Genomic DNA, 11,953 nt, shown 5'->3' on the forward strand with positions numbered 1-11,953 from the left:
GGGCGGCTCGGAGAGAATGGGCGGCGCCGCATTCCTTTCCGCGAGGACACCGCCATGCGCGTCATCAACTTCAACGCTGGACCCGCCGGGCTGCCCCTGCCGGCGCTGGAGCGAGCCCGCGACGAGCTGCTCGAGTTCCAGGGCTCGGGCATGAGCATCATGGAGCACAGCCACCGCGGCAAGGAGTACGACGCCGTCCACGAGGAGGCCATCGCGCTGCTCACGAAGCTGCTGGGCATCCCGGACACCCACCAGGTGCTCTTCCTGCAGGGCGGCGCCTCGCAGCAGTTCGCGCAGATTCCGATGAACTTCCTCACGCCGGAGACCAGCGCGGACTTCCTGATGACGGGGGTGTGGAGCGAGAAGGCCTTCGACGAGGCGAAGTACTACGGCAAGCCGCGCATCGCGGCCACCACCGTGAACGCGGACAAGCGCTACACGCGCGTGCCGCGGCAGGACGAGCTGAAGGTGGACCCCCGGGCGGCGTATGTCCACATGACGAGCAACAACACCATCTATGGGACGCAGTGGCACACGTTCCCGAACGTGGGCGCCGTGCCGCTGGTGGCGGACATGAGCTCGGACCTGCTGTGGAAGCCCATCGACGTGAGCCAGTTCGCGCTCATCTACGCGGGCGCGCAGAAGAACGTAGGCCCCTCGGGCATCGTCATCGTGGTGGTGGCCAAGGAGTTCATGGCCCGGGGGAGCAAGAACATTCCGAAGATCTTCCGCTACAGCACCTACGCGGAGAACAACTCGCTCTACAACACGCCGCCCACGTTCGCGATCTACCTGTGCCGCAACGTGCTGTCGTGGATCCAGGACGTAGGCGGGCTGAAGCAGCTGGAGGCCTGGAACCGCCAGAAGGGGGACCTGCTCTACGCGGCCATCGACCGCCACCCGGAGTTCTACCGGGGGCCGGTGGAGAAGGACTCCCGCTCGTACATGAACGTGGTGTTCCGGCTGCCCACCGAGGCGCTGGACGAGGCCTTCGTGGCCGAGTCGAAGAAGGCGGGCATGGTGGGGCTCAAGGGGCACCGCAGCGCGGGGGGCATCCGCGTGTCGCTCTACAATGCGGTGACAGTGGACAATGTCCGGGCGCTGGTGTCCTTCATGGACGAATTCGTCCGGACACGCGGTTAGGCTCAGGGGGTCCATCCGCTGACCGGGAGAAGTCCATGAACTCGACGCTGTCCGCCCTCGTGCTGAGCCTGACCCTCGCGCTGCCTGCCCTCGCCCAGGAGAAGACGGTGGCGGGGGTGAAGTTTCCCGCGACCCTGGCGGTGGAGGGCAAGGAGCTGAAGCTCAACGGGGCGGGCCTGCGCACCAAGGCCATCTTCAAGGTCTACACGGTGGGGCTCTACCTGGAGACGCCGTCGCAGGACGCCACGCAGATCCTCAGCTCGGATCAGATCAAGCGCGTGCGGATGACGATGCTGCGCGACCTGGAGAAGTCGAAGATCACCGACGCCATCTCCGACGGCATCCAGAAGAACAACAAGGCGCAGATGCCCGCGCTGCAACAGCGGCTGGACACCTTCAAGGCGGCCATCCCGGACCTGAAGAAGGGCGATGAGCTGGTGCTCACCTATGTGCCGGGCAAGGGCACGAGCGTGCAGAGCAAGGCGGGCCAGGAGATCTCCGTGGAGGGCAAGGACTTCGCGGACGCGCTCTTCGGGGTGTGGCTGGGCAAGAGCCCCGTGGACGGGGGCCTCAAGGACGGGATGCTCGGCAAGGAGGACTGAGGGACGGCTCAGAAGAGGCTGAGCTGTGCCTTGGGCCGCGCGGGCCGCCGGAACGGGGTGGGCGCATCCTCTGTCACGGAGGACATGCGCATGCCGACTTTGCGCGCGGCGGTGTGGAAGAGCTGGGAGATGGTCTCCGCGTAGAGCCCCTCTCCACGCATGCGGTGCTGGAAGCGCGCGTCGGACAGCTCTCCGCCGCGCGTCTCCCGGATGCGGTGCAGGACCCGCTCGGCGCGCAGGGGCAACTTGGCCCGCAGCCGCTCCTCGAAGACGTCCTTCACGGGGCCGGGCAGCCGCAGCAGGGTGTAGTGGGCGCGCGTGGCCCCGGCCTCCCGGGCCGAGGCGAGCACCTTGGCGATGTCCTCATCGTTGAGGCCCGGGATGATGGGGGCCACGGACACCGCCACCGAGATGCCTGCCGCCGCCAGCCGCTCGATGGTGAGCAGGCGCCGCTTCGGCGTGGCCACGTAGGGCTCCATGGCCCGCGCCAGCTCCGGATTGTGGAAGGGCAGGCTGATGCTCACCCACAGCTGGGCCTCGTGTGCCAGGGTCTGGAGCACGTCCAGATCCCGCTCGATGAGGGGCGCCTTGGTGATGATGGCCACGGGGTTCCGGTACTCGGCGCAGACCTCCAGACACGCGCGGGTCAGGCGCAGCGAGGACTCCAGGGGCTGGTAGCAGTCGGTGACACCGCTGAAGGCCACCGTCTCGCCTTGCCAGCGGGGGCGCTCGAAGGCTTCCCGGAGCAGCTCCGCGGCGTGGGGCTTCACGACGATGCGCGTCTCGAAGTCCGTGCCCGCCCCCAGGCTCAGGTACTCGTGCGTGGGGCGGGCGTAGCAGTAAGCGCAGGCGTGCATGCACCCCCGGTAAGGATTCACGCTCCAGGTGAAGCAGACGTCCGGGCTGTTGTTGCGAGCCATCACCTCGCGGCTGTGGTCCTCCAGCACCTCCAGCCGGGAGGGTGGAATCTCCTCGAGGTACTCCACCTCGGTGCTGGCCCAGGGGTTGGGTGGGTTGGAGACCGGACGTGGCTTCATGCCTTCACGGTGGGCCTGAAAGTGCGTTCAGTCAAGCGCCGTGCCGGTGTGAGGCCTCAGGTGCCTTCCTGCAGGAACGGCAGCGCGACGGACACCATGAGCGGCGAGGCGAAGATGTTGTAGTGCGTCAGCCCCGGCAGAATGGCGAGCCGCGACTTCGGCCGCCCCGCGCCATCCCAGCCCCCGTCCCGCTTGCCACCGCCGAGCAGTCCGAAGAACTCCACGGCGTGCGAGGGGGGGAACAGGTCCGCGTCGGCCGCCATGACCAGCGTGGGCGCCTGGAGCGAGGCGATCTGCTTCGAGAAATCGAAGTCCTGCTTCATCGCCTCGCCGATCTTCGTCAGGAGCTTGGGGAAGTCCTGGGGGCGGGGAGCGATGGCCACGTAGCCCTGGTACATGGGCGTCTGCTTCATCATCTCGGCGGCCCCTTCGTTGACCTGCCCCTGCTGGGCGAGGATCTCTGGGTAGTAGGCATTGCGGCGGAACGCCGTGGAGACGATGACGAGCTTGTTCACGAGCTCCGGATGACGCAGGCCCACCAGCAGCGCGACGCCACCGCCAAGTGAGTAGCCGAACACGTCCGCCCGTCCCAGCTTGAGGTGCTGGATGAGGGCCGCCACGTCGTCGGCCATCAGCTCGACGCTGAGCGGCCGGTCGATGTCGGCCGTCCGCCCGTGCCCCTGAAGATCCACCGCGATGACCTTGTAGTGCTTCGCAAGGGCCTTGAGGTTGTCGCCGAACATGGACGTCGACCCGAGCCCTCCGTGGAGGAGCACCAGGGGCCGGCCCTTGCCATGAACCTCATAGTAGAGCTCGAGCCCGTTGATCTTCGCGTAGCTGCCGGGCGCCTTCTGCTTGGGTTGAGCGAAGGCCTGCGTTCCCAGGGCGACGAGGCAGAGGACGAGAAGCGAGAAATTCCGGTGTGGCAGGTGCATGGGACCTCCGAAAAAGAAGTGCAGTGCCTCTTTGACGCCACAGGCCTCCGGAAATCATCGGTCCTTTTCCAACCCCACAAACGTTTCGACGCGGAATTTTTCACAAAAGCAGTTAAGTCTGCGATGGCGGCATAAGCAGTTATGACTACTTTTGCTTGTTTTCGATGATTTGATGGCTCATCGTGGCTGCGGGTTTCGAGGAGGTGCGCGGTCCGCACCTCAGGCTGCGTTGCACAACTTGAAGGAGGCGACATGTTCAACCGTGGAATGCGTCACGCTGCTTTTCTGGCCTTGGGGTTGCTGAGCACTGCGTGTGGAGAGCAGGAGTTGGACGCGGTGAGCAGCGAGCACGATCGCGCGGTGGAAAGCGACGCCGTGTACAGCTCCCAGTACCCGAAAGGCCGGACCTTCCAGGTGCGGCTGGCCGGTATCAAGGATCCCGTCACGGCGGTGCTCAAGGGCAACTACGCCTTCGTCGGCGACCAGGTGATCGGTGAAGTCTCTGGCACGAAGGTGATCAGCGCGGACAAGCAGATCATGCTGCGGCTGGACGGTGACACGGAAGTCGGAGCCATGGGCTCTGGCATCATCAACGCCACCGGGCAGAAGTGGCCCAACGGTGTCATCCCGTACGAAATTGACCCCGCCGCGTCGGCGGAGACGCGCTCGGCCTTCGCGGGCGCCAAGGCGGACTATGACGCCAAGACGTCCATCCGCTGGGTGCCCCGGACCAACCAGGCGGACTACGTGCGGATCGTCACCAGCGACGGCTGTTGGAGCTACGTGGGCAAGATCGGCGGACGGCAGGACCTGTCGATCGGCAACGGCTGTGGGGTGAACCCGGCCCGGCACGAGCTCGGCCACGCGGTCGGCCTGGCGCACGAGCAGGTACGTCAAGACCGCGACAACTGGGTCACCGTCAACGCGGGTGGCAGCCAGAACGCCATTGACTGGGGCTCTGCGGGCACGCCCATCGGGGCGTACGACTTCGAGTCGATGATGCACTACCGCAACTACTACGTGAATGGCCGTTGGGATTACGTTCCCAAGAACGGCTTCCCCCCGGAGCGGGTTGGCAACGACCGCCTCAACACCTTCACCCAGGGCGACCTCGATGCCATTCGCGCCATCTACGGCGGTGGTGGCTCGAACACCGGCGTCTGCTTCTACACGGACGCCGACTACCGGGGCGAGAGCTTCTGCGCCACCAGCGACAGCTCGTGGGTCGGGACGCAGTTCAATGACCGCATCTCCTCGATCAAGGTGACCCCCGGCTACGAGTGGACGGTGTTCAACGACATCAACTTCGCCGGAAGTGCCATCGCGTGTGGCTGTGATGTGCCGAACCTGGCGAATTACAACTTCAACGACATCATCTCGTCGTTCCGCATCACTCGGAAGTAACAGGGCCTCAGGCCCTCGGAGGGCGGCGTGCGCTTCAAGGCGTTATCGCCGCCCTCCCTTTCAGTGGGACTTCTTCTGGCCGCCAGTGAATGCCGCCAGGTGCTCGCCGGTCAGCGTCGACCTCGCCGCCACCAGGCCGGCCGGGGGGCCTTGGAACACGATCCTCCCGCCGTCGTGGCCCGCGCCCGGCCCGAGGTCGATGATCCAGTCGGCGTGCGCCATCACCGCTTGGTTGTGCTCGATCACGATGACCGACTTTCCAGAGTCGACCAGCCGGTCCAGTAGCCCGAGCAACTGCTTGAGGTCGGCCAGGTGCAACCCGGTGGTCGGCTCGTCGAGCACGTAGACACCGCCCTCGGCCCCCATGTGCGTCGCGAGCTTGAGCCGCTGCCGCTCTCCCCCTGACAGCGTGGTGAGCGGTTGGCCGAGCCGCAGGTAGCCGAGCCCCACGTCAGCCATGCGCTGGAGGATCGCGTGCGCGGACGGCGTGCGCGCCTTGCCGGTGTCGAAGAAGCGGACCGCCTCATCCACTGGCAGGTCGAGCACCTCGGCGATGTTGAGCCCGCCGAGCCGGTAGTCCAGCACCGACGCCTGGAACCGCCGGCCCTCGCACTCTTCGCACACAGAGGTGACGCCGGCCATCATGGCCAGGTCGGTGTAGATGACCCCGGCGCCGTTGCAGACCGGACAGGCCCCCTCTGAGTTGGCGCTGAACAGGGCGGGCTTCACGCCGTTGGCCTTCGCGAACGCCTTGCGGATCGGCTCCAGCAGGTCGGTGTATGTCGCCGGGTTGCTCCGCCGCGAGCCCCGGATCGGCGTCTGGTCGACCGAGACCACCCCCTTCCGGCCACACACGGAGCCGTGGATGAGGGAGCTCTTGCCCGAGCCCGCCACGCCGGTCACCACCACCAGCACGCCGAGCGGGATGTCGACGTCGACGCCCTTCAGGTTGTGGGTGCGGGCACCGCGCACCTCCATCACCCCCGACGGCGTCCGCACGGACGGTTTCAGGGAGGCCCGGTCGCTCAGGTGACGCCCGGTGAGCGTGCCGCTGGCCCGCAGCGCCTCCACGGTGCCCTCGAAGACCACCCTACCGCCAGCGGTGCCGGCACCGGGGCCGAGATCGACGGCGTGGTCGGCGATCGCGATCGTCTCCGGCTTGTGCTCGACCACGAGCACGGTGTTGCCCTTGTCGCGCAGCCGCAACAGCAGGCTGTTCATCCGCTGGATGTCGTGGGGGTGCAGCCCGGCCGTCGGCTCGTCGAAGACGTAGGTCACGTCGGTGAGCGACGAGCCGAGGTGGCGGATCATCTTGGTGCGCTGCGCCTCACCGCCCGACAGCGTGCCGGACGGCCGGTCGAGGCTGAGGTAGCCCAGCCCGAGCTCTACGAACGAGTCGAGCGTCTCGCGCAGCGCCGTGAGCAGCGGCGCGACGGACGGCTTGTCCAGACCGCGCACCCACTCGGCCAGGTCGTTGATCTGCATCGCGCAGGCCTCGGCGATGTTGATCCCCTTGATCTTGGAGGAGCGGGCGGCCTCGTTGAGGCGGGTACCGTTGCACTCGGGACAGGTGGTGAAGGTGACCGCGCGCTCCACGAACGCCCGGATGTGCGGCTGCATCGCGTCGACGTCCTTGGACAGGAACGACTTCTGGATCCGCGGAACCAGGCCCTCGTAGGTGACGTTCACGTTCTGAACCTTCACCTTGGTGGGCTCTTTGTAGAGGAAGTCGTGGCGCTCTTTCTTGGTGTAGTCGCGGATCGGCTTGTCCGGGTCCAGGAAGCCCGAGCCCGCGAAGGTGCGCACGTACCAGCCGTCAGCCGTGTAGCCGGGGACCGTGAGCGCCCCCTCATTGAGGGATTTGCTGTCGTCGTACAGCTGGGACAGATCGATGTCGTTGACCGAGCCCATGCCCTCGCAGCGCGGGCACATGCCACCGTTGACGGTGAAGACGCGCTTCTCGGTCTTGCCCTCTCCCTTCTCGACCGCGATCTGCCCGACGCCGCGGACCGACGGGACGTTGAACGAGAAGGCGTTGGACGAGCCGATGTGCGGTTTGCCGAGACGGCTGAACAGCACGCGCAGCATCGCGTTGGCATCGGTCACCGTGCCGACCGTCGAGCGGGAGTTGGCGCCCATTCGCTCCTGGTCGATGATGATCGCGGTCGTCAGCCCTTCCAGGACGTCGACCTCGGGCCGGGCCAGCGCCGGCATGAAACCCTGCACGAACGCGCTGTAGGTCTCGTTGATCAGCCGCTGTGATTCCGCGGCGATGATGCCGAACACCAGCGACGACTTGCCCGAGCCCGAGACGCCGGTAAACACCGTCAAACGCCGCTTGGGGATCTCGACGCTGACGTCCTTCAGGTTGTTCTCACGGGCGCCCTGGACGCGGATCAGGCCGTGGCTGTCCGCGAGGAACTGTTTGGAGGGTGCGGTCTTGTCGGTGGGCGTCATGGGTCCATTTTCTCCAGCAGTTGTTCGAGGCGGCCGGCGTGCTCCGTCTAGAAGGAACGGTAGTGCGAGATCCAGTTGTAATAGACACAGCGCCCCTCGCGCCGTCCGGTCACGAGGCCGGCGTCTTTCAAGGTGGCGAGGTGCTGCGAGACCGTCGGCTGCGAGATGTCGAAGCGCGCCGTGAGGTCCTTCACCGCTGCTTCGCCACGCGTGATCTTGTTTTCGGCCACGGCCTCGCTCTGCATGCACAGCGCGTAAGTTGGTGCTTATGGGTTGTCAAGGGTGCGAATCGGGCCGCCCGGGCGCTGAAGTTCGTCAAGCCCAGCAACCTCACCGGGTTGCCAAGCTTCTCGGGATGGAGGCGGCGGGAATCGAACCCACGGCAAGGCGGAAGCAAAACCCCAAGCAGGTCGCGTTGTTACTGGCTAACGCCTTGATCTCACAGTGGGTTGTTCCTCCGCTCCGTCCCGTCTCGCCGGTACCTGGAGTGTGGAGTGCTGGCGCACGGCTTGGCGCGGGTGCGCTGCGAGAGTGGCAAGGACGCGTTTCTCGTCGCCTTCTGGTGCAAGGGACGAGGGGTGTGTCCCTCCTGCAACGCGAAGCGAGCGCATGTGACGGCAGTGCACCGGGTGGAGCAGGTGCTGCCGCATGTGCCCTACCGGCAGTGGACGCTGTCCTTTGCGCATCGGGTGCGGTGGGTGCTGCTCAAGGACGTGGGGCTCCTCTCGGACGTTCTCACCCTCTTCCTGCGCGCGGGGGCAAGCCCTGCAGCGACGGAGGGCACGGCGGCAGGGCCTACGGGGTGTGCAGGCCGGGGCCGTGTCATTCATCCCGTTCTTCGGCTCCGCTTTGCACGCACTTGCATGCGAACGGCAGGCAGGGGTTGGAGCGGCTATGCCGCTACGGAGCACTTGGGGCTCATCAAGAGGCGAGCCCATCGCCTGAGGCAGCGGCGAATGAGGATGCGAAGAAGGAGCGCACGCCGCGACTGACTTGGGCAGAGTTGCTGAAGAGGACGTTCGGCTTCGAGGTGTTCGCCTGCGTGAGGTGTGGAGGCAGGCGGCGAGTCTTGGCGTACGTGAAGGCAGCCCGAGGGGTGCGCGCGTTTCTGAAGCACCTCACATTTGACCCGAGTTCAACAAGTGTTGTAGGGAGTTCAATATGTGTGCACAAAAAAAGAACCCAAACTCTATGCAATCCACTGAGCCCTCACCTCAACAATCCACTTCGGATCGGTACTGCATCATTGGCGCTGGATTTTGCGGACTGGGGGTTTCCAAGGCATTCTTGGATTATGGAGTTGCATTCGATTGTCTAGACAAGAACTCTGAGGTGGGTGGTAACTGGCTGGATGGCGTTTATGACTCTACCCACCTGATTTCCTCTCGGGATTCTACTGGGTTCACTGGCTTTCCAATGCCCGAGCACTACCCTGACTTTCCCAGCAGAGCTCAGGTGTTGGATTATTTGAAGTCATTTGCAGACTCTTTTAATCTCCGACAGCATATTGAGTTTCGTAAAGAAGTCACAGACATCACTCCGGTTGATGCCAAAGGAATGAAGGGCTGGAATGTTCGCCTCAGCAGCGGTGAGACTCGGCATTATCGGGGCGTAGTCGTCGCTAACGGCCATCACTGGGACAAACGTATACCAGCGTACCCAGGAGTCTTTACCGGAAAATCGCTTCACTCAAAAGACTATAAGAATATCAGTGATTTTGATGGAAAAAGAGTCCTCGTCGTAGGATCTGGAAACTCTGGATGCGATATCGCTGTTGAAGCCGCCACCTATAATTTTGAAAGTACGATTTCCATGCGACGTGGATATCACTTTCTTCCTAAGACTGTGCTTGGCATACCCACTGCCGAGGTTGATCGCCCTTGGTTCCCGATGTTTGCTCAGAAGCTTTTTCTAAAGACGATGCTCAGGTTGACCAATGGATCCAATGAAAAATACGGGCTGGCAACGCCAGACCATAACCTGTACGACTATCATCCGATCCTTAATTCTCAACTCATGTATTTCATTCGGCATGGACGCATTTCACCCAAGCCTGATATTGAGAAATTCGAAAATAAAAATGTGTACTTCAAGGACGGAACTCAAAAGGAGATTGATACCTTGGTTTGGGCCACGGGTTTTCACGCCTCCCTTCCGTTTCTGGATAGGAAATTTTTCGAATGGGAAAATGGCTATCCAAAACGAGTGGCCAATATGATGGCTCCTGGAATAGCTAATCTCTATATTTTTGGACTAGTGCAGCCACGCGGTGGGGCAGGTCCCCTCATTTCAGAAGCTTCGAGACTCCTCGCAGAGATTATTTTATCTCAAGAGGGAATGAATCATCCGATTGCTGAGGACTTTGTTCGATTGAAGGCTGCAGATGCAAGGATGCTGGTGGGTGTAACCCAATTCAAGCGAGAAATACGACTGGGGCGATTCCTTCTGAAACACTTCGTGAAACGAGCCGTGAAGCAGAAAAAGGGAAGATGAACTCATTGCGAAGCAGCCGAACCTCCTCCTGCTTCGGACTCCGCAAAGGCCGCCAGAAACGTTCTGATGGCAAGCGCCATCCTCGACAAGCAGGGGCGGAGCCGGGGCTTACGGGTGTTGGCGTCCGTGAAGGGAGCAGGAGGTGTGAGAGCGATTCTGGAGCACCTGGGATTGCCCCCGGCGAGTGCTCACCTGGCCTCCGCGCGAGGGCAGAGCGCGGGGGATGGCGCCTGCATGGAAGGAAGCACGGTGTGAATCACGTGCATCGCGACGTGGGCGGCTTCAGTCCTGTGTCCGCCCCTTCGGCGCCAAGGGCTGGGACGCCGGCAAAGTCTCCTCGACCGATGGCGAGTGCGAGATACGAATGGCTGGATCATCGACACGCGTACCGTCCTTCTTCACGCGGGTACCGAGGATGACCTGAAAGGGTGGCTCGTCGACGATGGACGCGGCGCCATGGGCCATGAAGAACTTTCCGTTCAGGGAGACCACATCCTGGTCGAGTTCGCGGGCGAACGCGCCATCCGATAAGAGGAAGCTGTCCTCAGGATCCAGCGTGCCGCCAGCACTCACGAAATTGCCCAGGAGGGTGATTTGTCCCGGGCTTTGCCGGGCCCAGGTGGCGAGCACCCGGTGCCCGTCGTAGGCGAGGGCGGGAGTGAAGTCTTCATCCGGGCCGGTGGAAATGGGAAAGCCCTCGCGGTTGGGCACGAAGCCATCGGGTCTCACGAACGTTCCGAAGATGTCCAGGGTCCCTGTGCGCGAGTCGCTCCAGGCGACGAGGAAGCCCTGTCTTGTCCCGACAGCGTCCAGGAAGGTCTGCGCTCCTGGTGTGTCCGAGAGGAGGAAGCCACCCGGGTCGAGCACGGTCCCATCGTACGTCACGCGGGCAGCGAAGACCTTCGGGAGACTCAGGGCATCACTGCTCCAGGCGACGAGGAAGCGGTTGTTGGAGAAAGCCACCGGGACGCCGAACGAGGTGTTGGCCGGGGTGGGAGACGCGATGAGGATTTCCCGGCTGCGGATGTCCGTGCCCTCGAACTCCACCATGATGCCCCGGACGCCCTGGGGCACCAGGTACTCTGCCCAGGCCACCAAGCACTTACGCCAGGTGCAGGCGATGCCAGACCTGGACGAGCCGCTGCCGGGTGTTTCCACCAAGGCGATGGGGGGGCCCTCCAGCGTGCCATCGCGATTCACGCGAGCCACGATCAGCGTAGACGGTCCGTGCCAAGTGACGATGAATTGCTCGCCGTCGAAGGCGACCGCGGGCGCGCCTGGTTCGAAGGCGGACTCCGGATTGAGCGGGATGGATTCGGGGTCGAGCAGTCGGCCATTTTTCGACACGCGCGCGGCGAACATCTCGCTCGGCCGGAGCACATCCCGCCAAACCACCAGGCTCTGATGCCCATCCGTGGCCACTGCGGTCCCAGTGGCGAAAGTAGGGGTGGACCAGGTGGGCTCGGGGCTCGGGGGGGCATTCAAGGTGGGGACGGAGTCCTCCTGTGCGTCTTCCCGCGCCGCCTCCTCCAGTGCCTCCGGCACCGCACCGCATGCGGCCTGTGCGAGCAGCCCCAGCAACAGCCCCTTCCAACCCCATTGCGAAACCTGCGTCTTGGAACTCATCAGGCCCCCTCTCTATTGAACGATAGGGGGAAGTTCCTTCGCACGGAGCGTACAGACACCTCCCCTCAGGTCAGGCCCCCGTGACGCGTGGAGAACGGCGCAAGGGGCCTGCGGAAGCACACTCGGAACGAGCTGGACACCCACGGAGCGAGTGGCCGTCAGCCTGCTGCCCAATGCCCGCAAGTTCAGCAACTCCGGGGGGCTCCCAGCGGGGCCCTGCAATTGAAACCCGCTTCCGTCGCATGGTAGGACGGGG

The 11,953-nt window shown here is 63.9% G+C and carries 10 protein-coding genes; 5 read left to right on the forward strand and 5 right to left on the reverse strand.

Going from position 1 to position 11,953, the window contains the following annotated elements; genetic code table 11:
* Window positions 1-54: 54 nt before the first annotated feature.
* Complete coding sequence (serC, locus tag KY661_RS13680) at window positions 55-1,143, forward strand: 3-phosphoserine/phosphohydroxythreonine transaminase (protein WP_225410616.1); 1,089 nt, start codon at window positions 55-57, stop codon at window positions 1,141-1,143.
* 35 nt (window positions 1,144-1,178) lie between these two features.
* On the forward strand, window positions 1,179-1,745 hold the full coding sequence (locus KY661_RS13685; RefSeq protein WP_075007082.1) for a chalcone isomerase family protein: 567 nt from the start codon (window positions 1,179-1,181) through the stop codon (window positions 1,743-1,745).
* A gap of 8 nt (window positions 1,746-1,753) precedes the next feature.
* Here KY661_RS13685 and KY661_RS13690 read toward each other — a convergent pair whose 3' ends face one another.
* Together KY661_RS13690 and KY661_RS13695 are read right to left on the reverse strand one after the other, a co-directional pair.
* Complete coding sequence (locus KY661_RS13690; protein ID WP_225410617.1) at window positions 1,754-2,782, reverse strand: PA0069 family radical SAM protein; 1,029 nt, start codon at window positions 2,780-2,782, stop codon at window positions 1,754-1,756.
* Between the two features lie 56 nt (window positions 2,783-2,838).
* A complete protein-coding gene (locus KY661_RS13695; protein WP_225410618.1) occupies window positions 2,839-3,717 on the reverse strand; it encodes an alpha/beta fold hydrolase in 879 nt (292 codons plus the stop codon).
* Between the two features lie 252 nt (window positions 3,718-3,969).
* Here KY661_RS13695 and KY661_RS13700 point away from each other — a divergent pair, with 252 nt between their 5' ends.
* Window positions 3,970-5,121 (forward strand): M12 family metallopeptidase, encoded by a 1,152-nt coding sequence (locus KY661_RS13700; RefSeq protein WP_075007080.1) that lies wholly within the window; start codon window positions 3,970-3,972, stop codon window positions 5,119-5,121.
* Between the two features lie 60 nt (window positions 5,122-5,181).
* On the opposite strand, the gene KY661_RS13705 is transcribed toward KY661_RS13700, so the two are convergent.
* Both KY661_RS13705 and KY661_RS13710 read right to left on the reverse strand, forming a co-directional pair.
* Window positions 5,182-7,578: an ATP-binding cassette domain-containing protein gene (locus KY661_RS13705; protein WP_225410619.1), complete on the reverse strand. Its 2,397-nt coding sequence runs from the start codon at window positions 7,576-7,578 to the stop codon at window positions 5,182-5,184.
* Window positions 7,579-7,625: 47 nt separating this feature from the next.
* Window positions 7,626-7,808: an ArsR/SmtB family transcription factor gene (locus KY661_RS13710; protein WP_225410620.1), complete on the reverse strand. Its 183-nt coding sequence runs from the start codon at window positions 7,806-7,808 to the stop codon at window positions 7,626-7,628.
* Window positions 7,809-8,096: 288 nt separating this feature from the next.
* Between KY661_RS13710 and KY661_RS37720 the strand changes: the two genes are divergently transcribed.
* Complete coding sequence (locus KY661_RS37720) at window positions 8,097-8,570, forward strand: transposase zinc-binding domain-containing protein (protein WP_398577190.1); 474 nt, start codon at window positions 8,097-8,099, stop codon at window positions 8,568-8,570.
* 199 nt (window positions 8,571-8,769) lie between these two features.
* Window positions 8,770-10,071 carry a flavin-containing monooxygenase gene (locus tag KY661_RS13720; RefSeq protein ID WP_225410622.1) on the forward strand — a complete coding sequence of 434 codons (1,302 nt, stop codon included), beginning with the start codon at window positions 8,770-8,772 and terminating at the stop codon, window positions 10,069-10,071.
* 282 nt (window positions 10,072-10,353) lie between these two features.
* Here the strand turns inward: KY661_RS13720 and KY661_RS13725 are convergent, their stop codons facing one another.
* Window positions 10,354-11,697 (reverse strand): hypothetical protein, encoded by a 1,344-nt coding sequence (locus KY661_RS13725; RefSeq protein ID WP_225410623.1) that lies wholly within the window; start codon window positions 11,695-11,697, stop codon window positions 10,354-10,356.
* Between the last annotated feature and the right edge of the window lie 256 nt (window positions 11,698-11,953).

Origin of the sequence: Allostigmatella hybrida, from assembly GCF_020103775.1 — a bacterium.
GTDB classification, from domain to species: Bacteria; Myxococcota; Myxococcia; order Myxococcales; family Myxococcaceae; genus Hyalangium; species Hyalangium aurantiaca.

What these genes read in the sequence shown, in the direction of transcription:
- KY661_RS13725 (WP_225410623.1), bottom strand. Translation starts at nt 11,697, where the DNA reads ATGAGTTCCAAGACGCAGGTTTCGCAATGGGGTTGGAAGGGGCTGTTG.
- KY661_RS13690 (WP_225410617.1), bottom strand. Translation starts at nt 2,782, where the DNA reads ATGAAGCCACGTCCGGTCTCCAACCCACCCAACCCCTGGGCCAGCACC.
- KY661_RS13695 (WP_225410618.1), bottom strand. Translation starts at nt 3,717, where the DNA reads ATGCACCTGCCACACCGGAATTTCTCGCTTCTCGTCCTCTGCCTCGTC.
- KY661_RS13685 (WP_075007082.1), top strand. Translation starts at nt 1,179, where the DNA reads ATGAACTCGACGCTGTCCGCCCTCGTGCTGAGCCTGACCCTCGCGCTG.
- KY661_RS13705 (WP_225410619.1), bottom strand. Translation starts at nt 7,578, where the DNA reads ATGACGCCCACCGACAAGACCGCACCCTCCAAACAGTTCCTCGCGGAC.
- serC (WP_225410616.1), top strand. Translation starts at nt 55, where the DNA reads ATGCGCGTCATCAACTTCAACGCTGGACCCGCCGGGCTGCCCCTGCCG.
- KY661_RS13700 (WP_075007080.1), top strand. Translation starts at nt 3,970, where the DNA reads ATGTTCAACCGTGGAATGCGTCACGCTGCTTTTCTGGCCTTGGGGTTG.
- KY661_RS13720 (WP_225410622.1), top strand. Translation starts at nt 8,770, where the DNA reads ATGCAATCCACTGAGCCCTCACCTCAACAATCCACTTCGGATCGGTAC.